This is a genomic window from Streptomyces sp. MBT65 (genome assembly GCF_016612545.1).
Classification (GTDB): Bacteria; Actinomycetota; Actinomycetes; order Streptomycetales; family Streptomycetaceae; genus Streptomyces.
In genome coordinates this window covers 1-15,189 of record NZ_JAENRY010000189.1, presented here as the reverse complement: position 1 = coordinate 15,189, position 15,189 = coordinate 1, and the positions used below count along the sequence as shown (strand labels likewise).

12 protein-coding genes are annotated in these 15,189 nt (G+C 69.6%); 6 read left to right on the top strand and 6 right to left on the bottom strand.

The window, feature by feature from the left end:
• Positions 1–435: 435 nt before the first annotated feature.
• Entirely contained in the window at positions 436–1,551 is a 1,116-nt protein-coding gene (locus JHN63_RS33750) for a mechanosensitive ion channel family protein (protein ID WP_200687921.1), read from the bottom strand.
• A 29-nt stretch (positions 1,552–1,580) separates the two neighbouring features.
• Here JHN63_RS33750 and JHN63_RS33745 point away from each other — a divergent pair, with 29 nt between their 5' ends.
• Positions 1,581–2,150: a dienelactone hydrolase family protein gene (locus JHN63_RS33745; RefSeq protein WP_200687919.1), complete on the top strand. Its 570-nt coding sequence runs from the start codon at positions 1,581–1,583 to the stop codon at positions 2,148–2,150.
• A gap of 4 nt (positions 2,151–2,154) precedes the next feature.
• Here the strand turns inward: JHN63_RS33745 and JHN63_RS33740 are convergent, their stop codons facing one another.
• From JHN63_RS33740 to JHN63_RS33725, 4 genes are all read right to left on the bottom strand, one after another.
• Positions 2,155–3,816, bottom strand: coding sequence for an alkaline phosphatase (locus tag JHN63_RS33740; protein ID WP_200687917.1), 1,662 nt, complete (start codon positions 3,814–3,816; stop codon positions 2,155–2,157).
• Between the two features lie 102 nt (positions 3,817–3,918).
• Positions 3,919–4,731 (bottom strand): thioredoxin domain-containing protein, encoded by an 813-nt coding sequence (locus JHN63_RS33735; RefSeq protein WP_200687925.1) that lies wholly within the window; start codon positions 4,729–4,731, stop codon positions 3,919–3,921.
• 98 nt (positions 4,732–4,829) lie between these two features.
• On the bottom strand, positions 4,830–5,519 hold the full coding sequence (locus JHN63_RS33730; protein WP_200687915.1) for a hypothetical protein: 690 nt from the start codon (positions 5,517–5,519) through the stop codon (positions 4,830–4,832).
• 68 nt (positions 5,520–5,587) lie between these two features.
• On the bottom strand, positions 5,588–6,928 hold the full coding sequence (locus JHN63_RS33725; RefSeq protein ID WP_200687913.1) for a DUF2252 domain-containing protein: 1,341 nt from the start codon (positions 6,926–6,928) through the stop codon (positions 5,588–5,590).
• A gap of 187 nt (positions 6,929–7,115) precedes the next feature.
• Between JHN63_RS33725 and dnaE the strand changes: the two genes are divergently transcribed.
• Positions 7,116–10,655, top strand: a complete 3,540-nt coding sequence (gene dnaE, locus JHN63_RS33720; RefSeq protein ID WP_200687911.1) for a DNA polymerase III subunit alpha — start codon at positions 7,116–7,118, stop codon at positions 10,653–10,655.
• 82 nt (positions 10,656–10,737) lie between these two features.
• Here the strand turns inward: dnaE and JHN63_RS33715 are convergent, their stop codons facing one another.
• Complete coding sequence (locus JHN63_RS33715) at positions 10,738–10,902, bottom strand: hypothetical protein (protein WP_019067731.1); 165 nt, start codon at positions 10,900–10,902, stop codon at positions 10,738–10,740.
• A 224-nt stretch (positions 10,903–11,126) separates the two neighbouring features.
• Between JHN63_RS33715 and JHN63_RS33710 the strand changes: the two genes are divergently transcribed.
• From JHN63_RS33710 to JHN63_RS33695, 4 genes are all read left to right on the top strand, one after another.
• Positions 11,127–12,350, top strand: a complete 1,224-nt coding sequence (locus JHN63_RS33710; protein WP_200687909.1) for an NYN domain-containing protein — start codon at positions 11,127–11,129, stop codon at positions 12,348–12,350.
• A gap of 152 nt (positions 12,351–12,502) precedes the next feature.
• On the top strand, positions 12,503–13,474 hold the full coding sequence (locus JHN63_RS33705; RefSeq protein ID WP_200687923.1) for an ABC transporter ATP-binding protein: 972 nt from the start codon (positions 12,503–12,505) through the stop codon (positions 13,472–13,474).
• 94 nt (positions 13,475–13,568) lie between these two features.
• Positions 13,569–14,396 (top strand): ABC transporter permease, encoded by an 828-nt coding sequence (locus tag JHN63_RS33700; RefSeq protein WP_200687907.1) that lies wholly within the window; start codon positions 13,569–13,571, stop codon positions 14,394–14,396.
• Between the two features lie 34 nt (positions 14,397–14,430).
• The gene (locus JHN63_RS33695; protein ID WP_200687905.1) at positions 14,431–15,156 is read left to right on the top strand and encodes a hypothetical protein; all 726 of its coding nucleotides are present in this window, start codon (positions 14,431–14,433) and stop codon (positions 15,154–15,156) included.
• Positions 15,157–15,189 lie beyond the last annotated feature (33 nt).

Below are 15,189 nucleotides of genomic sequence, written 5' to 3'. Positions count from 1 at the left end.
CGCTGTGGCGGAGTCGCTGATGAAGGCAGCCCCGCGTCCCTGGACGGCGGGGGTGTTGGCGGCGGAGGTGCGTTGAGGCGGCGGGGCCCGTGGTCGGTCGGCCGTGGTGTCGTCTCGGTTGGTCGTCTCCTGCGGTGGAGCTGCTGATGGATGCAGCTCCGCGTCCCTGGAAGGCGGGGCCGTTGAGGTGGCTGGTCGGCCGTGGTGTCGTCTCGGCTGGTCGCGCCTCGCGGCGGAGCCGTTGGTGAATGCAGCCCCGCGTCCCTGAAGGCGAAGGCGTCGCCGGCGAAGCCCCGTTGCGGGGACCGGGTGGCTTGGCCAGGTCAACGTCGGTGCTCAGCATGCCCGTTGGGCTCCGGAGTCGTCCCGGGGCCTGGCAGCGACGGTCCGTCGCTTACTGCCTGCCGCTGCCGCCCGGCGTCGGCCGTCCGCTCCTCATCCGTCAGCCGCGGTCCCCCCCCCGGGCGGCTCATGCGCCGTTCGCCCCGCGCTTCCGTTGGGTGATGTGTCCTCGCCCGGGATCGGGGCCGCGTCGGCCGTGTTGACGCGGGGGAGGGCGTACGGGTGTTCCACGTACAGCCAGCGGATCATCTGTTCGCGGACGGTGACCCGTACCGTCCAGATGTCGTCCGCGTCCTTCGCCGTGACCAGGGCCCGGACCTCCATGGTGTTGGGGGTGGTGTCGGTGACGACGAGGCCGTAGCTGCGGCCGTCCCAGGCCGGGCAGGCCCGCAGGATCTCGCGGAGCTGCTCGCGCATCGCGTCGACCGGGGCCGAGTGGTCGACCTGGAAGTAGACGATGCCGGTCATCTGCGGGGTGCCGCGCGACCAGTTCTCGAACGGCTTGGACGTGAAGTACGACACCGGCATGGTGATCCGGCGCTCGTCCCAGGTCCGTACCGTGAGGAAGGTCAGGGTGATCTCCTCGATCGTGCCCCACTCGCCGTCCACGACGACCGTGTCGCCGATGCGGACCATGTCACCGAAGGCGATCTGAAGACCCGCGAAGAGGTTCGCGAGCGTCGACTGCGCGGCCACACCGGCGACGATGCCGAGGACACCCGCCGACGCCAGCAGCGAGGCACCGGCCGCGCGCATCGCGGGGAACGTCAGCAGCATCGCCGCGACCGCCACCACGCCGACGATCGCCGCCACCACCCGCGTGATCAGCGTCACCTGGGTCCGCACCCGGCGGACCCGGGCCGCGTCGCGGGAGGCGCGGGCGTAGCGGGAGTACGACGACTCCACGATCGCGGCGGCGACCCGGATCATCAGCCAGGCGGTCGCGCCGATCAGTACCAGGGTCAGGGTCTGGCCGATGCCGATCCGGTGTTCCTCAAGGAGTTGCGCCTGGTCGTAGGAGCCTCTGAGGAAGGCCGCGCAGAGCAGTAGCTGGTAGGGGACACGGCCTCGGCGCAGCAGGCCCCACAGCGTGGTGTCGTCGTGGCGGGCGTCCGCCTTGCGCAGCAGCAGGTCGGTGACCCAGCCGATGAGCAGCGTGAGGACGACGGAGCCGCCGATGACGATCAGCGGGCGCAGTACGTTCTCCATGTGTCCGACCGTACTGGCACGATGGCTTCATGAACATCATGCTCTTCCACTCGATATACGGACTCCGGCCGGCGGTCCGCGACGCCGCCGACCGGCTGCGCGCCGCGGGCCACGAGGTGTGGACGCCGGACCTCTTCGAGGGGCATACGTTCGACACGGTCGAGGACGGCCGGGCCCTGAACGAGAAGATCGGCAAGGAGGAGCTGCTGAAGCGGGCCGTGCTGGCCGCCGCCCCCTACTCCGAGCGCGGGCTCGTCTACGCCGGGTTCTCGCTCGGTGCCTCCGTCGCCCAGACCCTCGCCCTCGGCGACGAGAAGGCCCTCGGGCTGCTGCTCCTGCACGGCACCTCGGACATCGCGGCCAACGCCTCCGTCGACGCTCTCCCGGTCCAGCTCCATGTCGCCGAGCCGGACCAGTTCGAGACGGACGACTGGCTCAGTTCCTGGTATCTCCAGATGGGCAGGGCGGGCGCGGATGTGGAGATCTACCGGTACGCCGGAGCCGGCCACCTGTACACCGACCCCGACCTCCCGGACTACGACGAGGAGGCCGCCGAGGCCACCTGGCGGGTGGCGCTCGGCTTCCTGGAGACCCTCTAGAGACCTACACCGGGTCGTACGTCCGTTCCACCTTCTGCGTGCCGCTGCGCGTGCGGTACGACCGCTCCCAGGACGAGGTCGCGGTGGGCGAGGTGCGGTCGGACAGGACGTAGTAGTCCATCTGCGCCCGGTCGGCCGTGATGTCGAGGACGCCGTAGCCGTGGCGGTCGGTGTCGACCCAGTGGACGTGCCGGTTGGCGAGCTGGATGATCGGCGCGGCCAGCGCGGAGACCGTGCCCTCGGGCACCTTGACTATGTCGTCGAGGTTGTCGGAGGTCACCGAGGTGATCACGAACTCCGTCGCCGCGGACGCCGACAGCGGGTACGTACCGGCGTCCACGGGCACGTCGTTGGCCCAGGACATGTGGATGTCGCCGGTGAGGAAGACCGTGTTGCCGATCGCGTTCGAGCGCAGATGGGCGAGGAGTTCGCGCCGGTCGTCGGTGTAGCCGTCCCACTGGTCGGTGTTGAGGCCGATGCCGTCCTGCGGCAGGTCCAGCAGTTTCGCCAGCGGTTTGAGCAGGTCGGCGGTGAGTGAGCCGATGACGAACGGCGCGATCATCACCGAGTTGCCGACCAGCCGCCACTTGGTGTCCGAGGCCTTCAACCCGGCCTTCAGCCAGTCGAGTTGGGCGCGTCCCGTGATCGTACGGTCCGGGTCGTCGACCGAGCCGCTGCCCGAACTCGCCTGCTGCGAACGGAAGGAGCGCAGGTCGAGGAGGGAGAGGTCGGCCAGTTTGCCGAAGCGGAGGCGGCGGTAGGTGGTGCCCTCGATCGCCGGGCGGACCGGCATCCACTCGAAGTACGCCTGTTTCGCGGCCGCTTGGCGGGCCGTCCAGGTGCCCTCCGCGCCCTCGGTGTGGTTGACCGCGCCGCCCGACCAGGCGTTGTCCGCGAACTCGTGGTCGTCCCAGATAGCGACGACCGGCGCCTTGGCGTGCAGCGCCTGGAGGTCGGGGTCGGTCTTGTACTTGCCGTGCCGGGTGCGGTAGTCGGCGAGCGTGATGATCTCGTTCAGGGGTGCGTGCGGCCGTACGACCGTGCCGCGCGTCCCGTACTCGCCGGACTTGTACTCGTAGATGTAGTCGCCCAGGTGCAGCCAGGCGTCCAGGTCGCCGCGCGCCGCGAGATGGCGGTACGAGGAGAAGTAGCCGGCCTCCCAGTTGGCGCAGGTGACGACGCCGAAGCGGAGGCCGGAGACGGTGGCGTCCGCCGCCGGCGCGGTGCGGGTGCGCGCCGCCGGGGAGTCGGTGCCGCCGGCCGCGAAGCGGAAGAAGTAGTCGGTGGCCGGGGACAGGCCGCGGATGTCGGCCTTGACGGTGTGGTCGGAGGCGGCGGTCGCGGTGAGCGAGCCCCTGGAGACGATGTTCGTGAACGCCTTGTCGGTGGCGACGGTCCAGCTCACCTCGGTGTCCGGGCCGAGCCCCGAACCCGGGACCGCCTCGGCGGTGGGGGTCACCCGGGTCCACAGCAGGACGCCGTCCGGCAGCGGGTCCCCGGAGGCGACCCCGTGCAGGAAGGCCGGGGTCTCGGTGGCGGCCCCGGCGGGCAGCGCGGCGATGAGCGGGCCGGCCAGAACGGCGGTGGCGGCCGCGGCCTTGACGACCGTACGGCGGCGCGGGGAGGGCGAGTTGACGCTCTCGGTTGCTCTGTATCGACTGGTCACGAGCGAACAGGTTACTGATCAGTATTAACGAGAGCGGGCGAACTCGTAAAAGTTCGCCCGCTCTTCGGCTGCGCGTCTTGCAACAGCGTCTTACAACAAGGCTCAGGCCTTGAGGGCCGCCGTGATCGCCGTGGTGAAGTCGGCCACCGTCATCGGCGCGTTCGTGCCGTCGGAGCCGGTCAGCGTCTTGCCGTCCATCTTCAGGGTCGGGGTGCCGGTCACCCCGCTCTTGTCGAAGGTGGCGGACATGTCCAGCGCCCACTTGTCGTAGGTGCCGTTCTTCACGGCGGTCTGGAACTTCGTGTTGCCCTTCAGGGCGGGGACCGTGTCGGCGACCTTGATGAGGTAGCTGTCGTCCTTGAACTTGTCGGTCGACTCGTCCGGGTGGTACTTCGTCGAGTACAGCGCGGTCTTGTACTCGAGGAACGCCTCGGGGCTGACGTTCAGCGCGGCACCCATGGCGCTCAGCGCGTTCTTGGAGCCCTCGCCGTTGTCCTTGTTGTCGATGAACGTGGCACCGACGTACTGGATCTTGAACTTGCCGGCGTCCCAGTCGCTCTTCACGGTCGAGCCGACGGTCTGCTCGAACTGGGCGCAGATCGGGCAGCGCGGGTCCTCGTACATGACGAGGGTCTTCTTGGCGGTGCTCTTGCCGAGGACGACGGTCGTGCCGTTGGTGCCGGTGGTGTTGGCCGGCTTGACGAGCTTGTCGTCCTTCGCCGCCTCCCAGTAGCCGGGCTTGTTGCCCTGCACGACCGCGTAGCCGATGCCGCCGGCTATCGCGAGGACGCCGACGACCGAACCGGCGACTATGAGTTGCCGCTTGACCTTGGCGCGCTTGGCCTGGCGCTCGCGCTCGGCGCGCAGCCGCTCACGGGCCTGCGTCTTGGCCGCCGCGCTGTTCCGCTTGCTCATGGTGGTGATCTCCATCAGGGACGCGCACAGGATGTGCGCGGAATACGTATGGGGGGACTGCTCGGGGATGCTCGGGTGCTCGGTGCGTGCGGTGTCGTTCAGACCGCGAGGAGGAGCGAGCACGGCGGTCCACGCCGTCCCAGGGAGTGCACCAGCAGCCGCTCACGGGCGGTGGCCGTGCGGTGCGTGGCGCGGGGCAGCCGGCGGACCGGGGAGGTGCGCCGGCCGGTCACCGCGGCGACGGCCAGGAGCAGCGGGCGGAAGCCCACCGCCGTCGCCGCGCGCAGCAGTTCGGACAGCGCGCGCTCGCCGCGGCGCAGATAGGCGGCGGCCAGCAGCCCGACGCCGATGTGCGCGCCGAGCAGCAGCCAGGCGGCGGTGGCGTCGGTGTGCGTGAGCAGCGCCGCCGCCTGATGGGGATCGTCGGTCATCCGGGCCAGCGAGGTGCCTACGCTGCCGCCGCTGCACAGCACGTCCAGGCCGACCGAGCGCAGCGGTCCGGCGACCGGGCCGCCCGCCCTGCCGTAGCAGGCGTGCTGGCCGGTGGTGAACACCGTGTCGGCGGCCAGTTCCAGTGGGATCAGCAGTGCGGCGATCTTCCCGAAGCCGCGCTCGCGGCCCGCCAGCGCGTACGCGAGCACGAACACGGTGGCGGCGATCGCCGCCACCGTGCCGAGCGGGAGCGGGGTCCGGGACAGCAGCACGTGCGACGCGGCGCTGAGCGTCACGACCAGTGCCGTGAACAGCGCCGCGCGTACGGCCCTGAGCTGGATCCCGGATATGTCCATAGCGGAGGTGAGTCTGTCATGTGCTCCGGTAAGGCACCGCTAAAGGGTTCCTGTGAGCGTACGGATGGTTACAGACCCGGAATCCGGCCGTTGCGGAACAGGTCGACGAAGGTCTGGTGGTCGGCACGCGCGCGTGCGCCGTAGCTGTGCGCGAAGTCGACGAGCACGCCCGCGAAGCCGTCCTCGTCGGCCGCGATCGCCGCGTCGATGGCCCGCTCGGTGGAGAAGGGCACCAGGGACTCGCCGGACTGGTCGTCGGCCGCCGCGTGCATCGTGGCCGTGGCCCGCCCGAGGTCGGCGACGACGGCGGCGATCTCCTCCGGGTCGTCGATGTCGCTCCAGTCCAGGTCCACCGCGTACGGGGAGACCTCGGCGACCAGCTGACCCGTGCCGCCCAGCTCGGTCCAGCCCAGCCAGGGGTCGGCGTGCGCCTGGAGGGCGCGCTGGGAGATCACCGTGCGGTGGCCCTCGTGCTGGAAGTAGTCCCGGATCGCCGGGTCCGTGATGTGCCGGGAGACGGCCGGCGTCTGGGCCTGCTTGATGTAGATCACCACATCGTTCTCCAGGGCGTCGCTGTTGCCCTCCAGAAGGATGTTGTACGACGGGAGCCCGGCCGAGCCGATGCCGATGCCGCGGCGGCCGACGACGTCCTTCACACGGTAGGAGTCCGGGCGGTCCAGGGAGGACTCGGGGAGCGTCTCCAGGTAGCCGTCGAAGGCGGCCAGCACCTTGTAACGGGTGGCCGCGTCCAGCTCGATGGAGCCGCCGCCCGAGGCGAAGCGGCGCTCGAAGTCCCGGATCTCCGTCATCGAGTCCAGCAGCTCGAAGCGGGTCAGCGAGCGGGCCGTGCGCAGCGCGCCCAGCAGCGGGCCGTCGGCCGTGTCCAGCGTGAACGGCGGCACCTCGTCGCTCTTCGCGCCGGTCGCCAGCGCGTGCACCCGCTCGCGGTACGCGCCCGCGTACACCTGCACCAGCTCGGTGATCTGCTCGTCGCTGAGCGCCTTCGCGTACCCGATCAGCGCCACGGAGGCGGCGAAGCGCTTGAGGTCCCAGGTGAACGGGCCGACGTAGGCCTCGTCGAAGTCGTTGACGTTGAAGACCAGCCGGCCGTTCGAGTCCATGTACGTGCCGAAGTTCTCGGCGTGCAGGTCGCCGTGGATCCACACGCGCGAGGTGCGGTCGTCCAGGTACGGGCCGCCACGCTTCGAGCCAAACTGATTATTTGCAGTGAGGTCGTGGTAGAAGAGCGCCGCCGTGCCCCGGTAGAAGGCGAAGGCGGAGGCCGCCATCTTCCGGAACTTCACGCGGAACGCAGCCGGGTCGGCGGCCAGGAGCTCGCCGAAGGCGGTGTCGAAGACGGCAAGGATCTCCTCGCCGCGGTGCTCGTCGTTGAGCTGCGGAACCGACATCGCTCTGTGCCTCCTGGTACGGGTGGTGCGTGACATGTGACGGGTCTGTCGTCACCTTCCAACGCTCGAAGGTACGTGGGAGTGCCCGCCCTGTGTCAGTCCCGAGGCATAGGATTCGGTCTTGTCCCCCCAGACCGTCCGTTGCCCTTTGTCGATCGTTTCCCCTGCCGTCCCTGGAGGCCAAGCCGTGTCAAAGCCGCCGTTCACGCACCTGCATGTCCACACCCAGTACTCGCTCCTGGACGGTGCCGCGCGGCTGAAGGACATGTTCAACGCGTGCAACGAGATGGGCATGACCCATATCGCGATGTCCGACCACGGCAACCTGCACGGGGCCTACGACTTCTTCCACTCGGCGACGAAGGCGGGCGTCACGCCGATCATTGGCATCGAGGCGTACGTCGCCCCGGAGTCGCGGCGCAACAAGCGCAAGATCCAGTGGGGACAGCCGCACCAGAAGCGCGACGACGTGTCCGGTTCCGGTGGTTACACCCACAAGACGATCTGGGCGGCGAACAAGACGGGCCTGCACAACCTCTTCAAGCTCTCCTCGGACGCGTACGCCGAGGGCTGGCTCCAGAAGTGGCCGCGCATGGACAAGGAGACCATCTCCCAGTGGTCCGAGGGGCTCATCGCCTCCACCGGCTGCCCCTCCGGCGAGCTCCAGACCCGGCTGCGCCTGGGCCAGCCCGAGGAGGCCCTGAAGGCAGCCGCCGAGTACCAGGACATCTTCGGCAAGGACCGCTACTTCCTGGAGCTGATGGACCACGGCATCGAGATCGAACGCCGGGTCCGCGACGGCCTGTTGGACATCGGCAAGAAGCTCGGCATCCCGCCCCTGGTGACGAACGACTCGCACTACACGTACGCGCACGAGTCCGTGGCGCACGACGCCCTGCTCTGCATCCAGACCGGCAAGAACCTCTCCGACCCGGACCGCTTCCGCTTCGACGGCACCGGCTACTACCTGAAGTCCACCGACGAGATGTACGCCGTGGACTCCTCGGACGCCTGGCAGGAAGGCTGCCGCAACACCCTCCTGGTCGCCGAACAGATTGACACCACCGGCATGTTCGAGGCCAAGAACCTCATGCCGAAGTTCGACATCCCGGACGGCTACACCGAGGTCACCTGGTTCAAGGAGGAGGTGCGCCTGGGCATGGAGCGCCGCTTCCCGGGCGGCGTCCCCGACGACCGCCAGAAGCAGGTCGACTACGAGCTGGACGTCATCATCCAGATGGGCTTCCCGGGCTACTTCCTTGTCGTCGCCGACTTCATCATGTGGGCCAAGAACAACGGCATCGCGGTCGGCCCCGGCCGAGGCTCCGCGGCCGGTTCGATCGTCGCGTACGCCCTGGGCATCACCGACCTCGACCCGATCCCGCACGGCCTGATCTTCGAGCGGTTCCTCAACCCCGAGCGCGTCTCCATGCCCGATGTCGACATCGACTTCGACGAGCGTCGGCGCGTCGAGGTCATCCGGTACGTGACCGAGAAGTACGGCGCCGACAAGGTCGCCATGATCGGCACCTACGGCAAGATCAAGGCCAAGAACGCGATCAAGGACTCCGCGCGCGTGCTGGGCTACCCGTACGCGATGGGCGACCGCCTCACCAAGGCGATGCCCGCCGACGTCCTCGGCAAGGGCATCGACCTCTCCGGCATCACCGACCCCAAGCACCCGCGCTACGGCGAGGCGGGCGAGATCCGCGGGATGTACGAGAACGAGCCGGACGTCAAGAAGGTCATCGACACCGCCAAGGGCGTCGAGGGCCTGGTCCGGCAGATGGGCGTGCACGCCGCCGGCGTCATCATGTCCAGCGAGCCCATCGTCGACCACGCCCCGATCTGGGTGCGGCACACGGACGGCGTGACGATCACGCAGTGGGACTACCCGCAGTGCGAGTCCCTCGGCCTGATCAAGATGGACTTCCTGGGGCTGCGCAACCTCACGATCATGGACGACGCCGTGAAGATGGTGAAGTCCAACAAGGGCATCGACCTGGAGATGCTCGCCCTCCCGCTGGACGATCCCAAGACGTACGAACTGCTGTGCCGCGGCGACACGTTGGGCGTGTTCCAGTTCGACGGCGGCCCGATGCGTTCGCTGCTGCGCCAGATGCAGCCCGACAACTTCGAGGACATCTCCGCCGTCTCGGCCCTGTACCGGCCCGGCCCGATGGGCATGAACTCGCACATCAACTACGCCGAGCGCAAGAACAAGCGCCAGGAGATCACGCCGATCCACAAGGAGCTGGAGGAGCCCCTCGAGGAGGTCCTGGCGGTCACCTACGGCCTGATCGTGTACCAGGAGCAGGTGCAGAAGGCCGCGCAGATCGTCGCCGGTTACTCGCTCGGCGAGGCCGACATCCTGCGCCGCGTGATGGGCAAGAAGAAGCCCGAGGAACTGGCGAAGAACTTCACCATCTACCAGGCGGGAGCCCGGAAGAACGGCTACAGCGACGAGGCGATCCAGGCCCTGTGGGACGTCCTGGTCCCCTTCGCCGGCTACGCGTTCAACAAGGCGCACTCCGCCGCGTACGGCCTGGTCTCGTACTGGACCGCCTACCTGAAGGCCAACTACCCGGCCGAGTACATGGCGGCGCTGCTCACCTCGGTCAAGGACGACAAGGACAAGTCCGCGATCTACCTGAACGAGTGCCGGCGCATGAAGATCAAGGTGCTCCCGCCGAACGTCAACGAGTCGGTGCACAACTTCGCCGCCCAGGGCGACGATGTGATCCTCTTCGGGCTGGAGGCCGTGCGCAACGTCGGCACGAACGTCGTCGACTCGATCATCAGGTCCCGCAAGGCGAAGGGGAAGTACGGCTCCTTCCCCGACTACCTGGACAAGGTCGAGGCCGCCGCCTGCAACAAGCGCACCACCGAATCCCTCATCAAGGCAGGGGCGTTCGACACCCTCGGGCACACCCGCAAGGGCCTCACCGCGCACTTCGAGCCGATGATCGACAACGTGGTGGCGGTCAAGCGCAAGGAGGCCGAGGGGCAGTTCGACCTCTTCGGGGGCATGGGCGAGGAGGACACCAGCGAGCCCGGCTTCGGGCTCGACGTGGAGTTCACCACCGACGAGTGGGAGAAGACGTATCTCCTCGCCCAGGAGCGGGAGATGCTCGGTCTCTACGTCTCCGACCACCCGCTGTTCGGCCTGGAGCACGTGCTGTCCGACAAGGCCGACGCGGGCATCGCCCAGCTCACCGGAGGTGAGCACGCGGACGGCGCGGTCGTCACCATCGGCGGCATCATCTCTGGCCTCCAGCGCAAGATGACCAAGCAGGGCAACGCCTGGGCGATCGCCACCGTCGAGGACCTCGCGGGCTCCATCGAGTGCATGTTCTTCCCGGCGACCTACCAGCTCATCTCGACCCAACTCGTCGAGGACACCATCGTGTTCGTCAAGGGCCGCCTCGACAAGCGCGAGGACGTGCCCCGGCTGGTCGCGATGGAGATGCAGGTCCCGGACGTGTCGAACGCGGGCACCAACGCGCCCGTGATCCTCACCATCCCGGCGACCAGGGTCACTCCTCCCATGGTCAGCAGGCTCGGTGAGATCCTCAGCCACCACCGGGGAGACAGCGAGGTCCGCATCAAGCTCCAGGGCCCGACCAAGACCACGATCCTGCGCCTGGACCGGCACCGGGTGAAGCCCGACCCGGCCCTGTTCGGCGACCTGAAGGTGCTGCTCGGCCCGGCCTGCCTGGCCGGCTGACCACCGGGCAACAGACGTGGCTGAGGGGCGCATCCGTCGACGGATGCGCCCCTCAGGCGTTCAACAACCCTTGAAACAGGCCTCAGTTGTGGCCGAAGCGTTTCTGCTTGCCCTTGCGGGCCATGTCGCTCGGTGTCGCCTGGGATATGCGCTGTTCGGCCTGTGCCTCCATCGAGGACGACGTGGCCTGCTCCTGGGCGCGCTCGGACTGCGGCTGCTTACGGTCACGGTGCTTGTTCTTGGCCATGGTGATCTGCCTCCTGAGGGGGATCTAGGGGCCAGGGCCGCGACCAGATTCACATAGGCTGACGAAGAACGCATTTCGGATAATTACCGTGTGTGACATGGTTGATGCGAGAGAGAAGCCCCGAAACGCCACGCCGAAGATCGAGTTCGGGCCGTTAACCCCAGTGCGGTCGGGCAGACTCGAAGCAAGCCCGAAGTGAACCGACCGGGAAGAGGGTGAGTCGCGTGGACCGCTGCATCGTCCTGGTGGACGCCGGGTATCTGCTGGGAGCGGCGGCCAGTCTCCTCGCCGGAGAGCCCTCGCGTTCCCGGATCACCGTCGATCACGCCGCCCTCATCCAGGGACTGCGCGAGCGCGCCGAGTCCGACACGGAACGCCCGCTGCTGCGCATCTACTGGTTCGACGGCGCCCCCGACCGCGTCCCCCAGCCCGAGCACCGCAGGCTGCGCGTGATGCCCCGCGTGACCGTCCGCCTCGGCGCCCTGACCCGCAGCGACGGCCGCTGGGCACAGAAGGGCGTCGACGCCGCCATGCACGCCGAACTGACCGAGCTGGCCCGCAACCGCGCCTGCTCCGACGTCGTGCTCGTCACCGGGGACGGCGACCTGCTGCCGGGCATGATGGCCGCCAAGGAGCACGGCGTCGCCGTACACCTGTGGGCCGTGCAGGCGGCCGACGGGGACTACAACCAGTCCGAGGACCTGGTCGCCGAGGCCGACGAGCGGCGGGTGCTCGACCGGACCTGGATCACCAAGGCCGTACGCGCGAAGGATCTCGGTGGGGTGTGTGCGCCGCCGCCCGTGCCGCGGCCGGAGATCGCCGCGATCCTGTCCGCGCCGCTGCCCGAGTCCGCGCCGGCCGCGCGCGAACGGCCGGTCGAGGAGGGCGAGCACGCGGCGGCCGAGGCCGGTTCGCCGAACGGTACGCAGGAGCGGGTGCCCGCGGCCAAGGGCGTGCCCACCCCGAAGGACCTGGCGAGCCTGAAGGCCCCGGGCACGGCGGTCCCCGCGCCGCAGCCCGCGAGCGCGACCCTGCGCTGGTCCTCAGACAAAGGGTGGGTCGACCGGCCGGGCGGGGCCGCCGAGTCGCCCGACGTCGCCTCGATGCCGACGCTGGCGCAGCTGACCACCGCCGAGCAGCGCTGGGCCGACCGCGAGGAGGACATCACCACGGTCGGCGGCGACCCCTTCGAGGTGGGGCAGGTCTTCGCCCGCCGCTGGATGGGCCGCCTCGGCGACCAGGGCGGCAACCTGCAGAAACTGTCCGGGATGTACCCGCGCGTCCCGCACCGCATCGACGGTGAACTGCTGCGCTACGCCGCCCGGTTCGGGCTCCTCGCCCACAAGGACGACCAGATCGACGAGCACGACCGGTACGCGATCCGGGCCGGCTTCTGGCGCGAGATCGACGTACGGACGGCCGCGGAGCACGCCCCCGCCGGGGAGTGAGCGGAGGCGGCCGGGCGGCCTCGCGGCGGGACGGCTTTACCGACGATTGTGCCGTTCTCGACCGACCCGCGAGCGGGCGGGGCTCCCGGACCCCGTAGTCTCGTCCCGTGAGTACGCGCGCGGGACAGGCACTTCGACACGGTGGTGACGTCGTGTGTTCGATGCGCGGGCTCAGCAAGACCTATCCGGCGGTGCGCGGCCGACGCGGTGCGCCGGGAACCCCCGAGGTGCGGGCCACCGACGACGTGACCCTCGACATCCGCCGCGGCGAGATCTTCGGACTGCTCGGGCCGAACGGCGCCGGCAAGTCCACCCTCGTACGCCAGCTCACCGGGCTCATGCGGCCCGACGCCGGCAGCGTCGAGATCCTCGGGCACGACATCGTCCGCCACCCCGAGCGGGCCGCGCGGATCCTCGCCTACCTCGGCCAGGAGTCCTCCGCGCTCGACGAGCTGACCGTGTCGCTGGCCGCCGAGACGACCGCCCGGCTGCGCGGTCTGGACCTGCGCGAGGCACGGGCCGAGCGGGATGCCGTACTGGACGAGTTGGGGCTTACGGCCATTGCCGGCAGGCCGCTGAAGAAGCTGTCCGGTGGGCAGCGGCGGCTGGCGTGTGTGGCCGCCGCGCTGGTCGGGGAGCGGCCGCTGCTGGTGCTCGACGAGCCGACCACCGGGATGGACCCGGTCGCGCGCCGGGCCGTGTGGTCCGCCGTCGACCGGCGCCGGGCCGAGCGCGGGTCCACCGTGCTGCTCGTCACCCACAACGTCATCGAGGCCGAGACCGTCCTCGACCGGGTCGCCGTCCTCGACCAGGGCAAGGTCATCGCCTGCGACACCCCTGGCGGGCTCAAGGAACAGGTCGCGGGCGAGGTGCGGGTCGAGCTGGTGTGGCGGGAGAAACCGCCGCTGGACGTCCCGGAGGTCGCCGCGCTGCGGGACCGGGCCGTCGAGTCGGGCCGCCGCTGGACGCTCAGGCTCGCCCCCGAGGAGGCCCGGGTGGCCGTCGCCACGGTGACCGGCGGGGCCGCGTTCGCCGCCCTGGACGACTTCACCCTGGCCACGCCCAGCCTGGAGGACGTGTATCTGGCACTGGGCGGGAACGCGCAGGGGCTGGTGAAGGCATGAGTACACGGGCCGTCGTATGCGTATGGGACAGGGCGACCGCCGTTGTACCCGTACGGGTACGGACGACTTCCGGCGTCGAGAGGAGCAGCGCGACGTGACTGTCGTATCCGCCGATGTTCTGCCGAGTGGCCCCCTGGCCGTGCCGGAGGCCGCTGCCTCGGACACGGCCGAACTGGGGCCCAAGGCGCGGCTGTGGCCCTCCATGGCCGCCGTGTACCGGGCCCAGCTGTCCCGGGCGCGGGTCGCGCGGATCCCGCTGCTGTTCGTGGCGACCTTCCAGTCGGTCGGCATCCTGATCATGATGCGCGGGGTCGTCGACGGCGGGAGCCACGACGCCCGGTTCGTCGTCGCGGGCTCGTCCGTGCTCGTAGTCGCCTACGTCGGGCTCAATCTCCTCGCGCAGTACTTCGGGCAACTGCGCGCCAGCGGCGGGCTCGACCACTACGCCACCCTGCCGGTGCCGCCCGCCTCCGTGGTGCTGGGCGCGGCGGGGGCGTACGCCTCCTTCACCGTGCCGGGGACCGCGCTCACCGCCGTCTTCGGGTGCGTGCTGTTCGGGCTGCCGATGGGGAACATCTGGATCCTGGTGGCGGTGATCCCGCTCGCCGGGGCCGCGCTCGCCGGGCTCGGCGCGGCCCTCGGACTGCTTGCGCCTCGCCCCGAACTCGCCACGCTGCTCGGGCAGTTGGGCATGTCCGCGGCTTTGTTGCTGGGTGTGCTGCCGGCCGATCGGATGCCGGACGCGGTGCGGTTCCTGCGGGATCTGGTGCCGTCCACGTACGGCGTGGAGGCCTTCGCGCAGACCTTCGCGGCGCGTCCGGACTGGGCGCTCGTCCTCGGTGACCTCGCCGTATGCGCCGGGGTCGGGGTCGTTTCGCTGGCCGTCGCCGCCTGGGCCTACCGCCGGGCTGCCGTCCGGTGACGCGCCGCACAGCCGGGCCTGGCACGATGGCAGAGTGACCGCACCGCTGACTCCGCCCCCGCCGCCGCGTGACCAGTCCCCGCACGATCCGTGGCAGCCGCCGGGTGACCCGGGCACCGCGGGTGCCCCCGGTGACCCGGGTGCCGGGTATCCCGTGTACGCACCGCCGCAGGACGCGTCCTACGGCGCGGACGGGCCCGGGATGAAGACCGAACTGATCGAGGCCGTGGTCGTCACGGTCGTCGTCGCGCTCGGCGGTGTGTTGCTCGGGGTGTTGTGGTGGTGGCTGGCGCCGCATGTGCCGCTGGTCGGGGACGTGGTCGACAAGAGCTGGGTCGTCTACCTCAAGGACTCCGAAGGGGAGCAGGCGGTGGGGGTGGACGGAACGTTCACTCTGCTTGCGGTGGGTTTGGGGGTGCTGAGCGCGCTTGTCGTGTTCTTGTGGCGGCGGCGGGGGAGTGTGCCGCTGGTCGCTGCGCTGGCCTTGGGGGGACTGCTCGCGTCGTTCCTCGCTTGGAAGCTTGGGGTGTGGCTCGGGCCCACGAAGGACGTGCTCGCGCACGCCAAGTCTGTGGGTAAGGGGGTTACGTTCTCTGCGCCCTTGAAGTTGGGGGCGAAGGGGGCGTTGTTGGCGTGGTCGGTGGCTGCGTTGGTTGTTCATCTTGGGCTTACGGCGTTGTTCGGGCCGCGGGATGCCGAGCCGGTGTATGGGCAGCAGGGGGCGGTTTCTGAGGATGGGTACGGGGCTCCGATGCCCTAGTTTTTCGCCCCCGCCGCCCCTACCCGTCCCATC

Bases quoted from the DNA above. Each gene is read 5' to 3' on its own strand.
- JHN63_RS33730 (WP_200687915.1), bottom strand. From the start codon at position 5,519: ATGGACATATCCGGGATCCAGCTCAGGGCCGTACGCGCGGCGCTGTTC.
- JHN63_RS33735 (WP_200687925.1), bottom strand. From the start codon at position 4,731: ATGAGCAAGCGGAACAGCGCGGCGGCCAAGACGCAGGCCCGTGAGCGG.
- JHN63_RS33750 (WP_200687921.1), bottom strand. From the start codon at position 1,551: ATGGAGAACGTACTGCGCCCGCTGATCGTCATCGGCGGCTCCGTCGTC.
- JHN63_RS33725 (WP_200687913.1), bottom strand. From the start codon at position 6,928: ATGTCGGTTCCGCAGCTCAACGACGAGCACCGCGGCGAGGAGATCCTT.
- JHN63_RS33745 (WP_200687919.1), top strand. From the start codon at position 1,581: ATGAACATCATGCTCTTCCACTCGATATACGGACTCCGGCCGGCGGTC.
- JHN63_RS33715 (WP_019067731.1), bottom strand. From the start codon at position 10,902: ATGGCCAAGAACAAGCACCGTGACCGTAAGCAGCCGCAGTCCGAGCGC.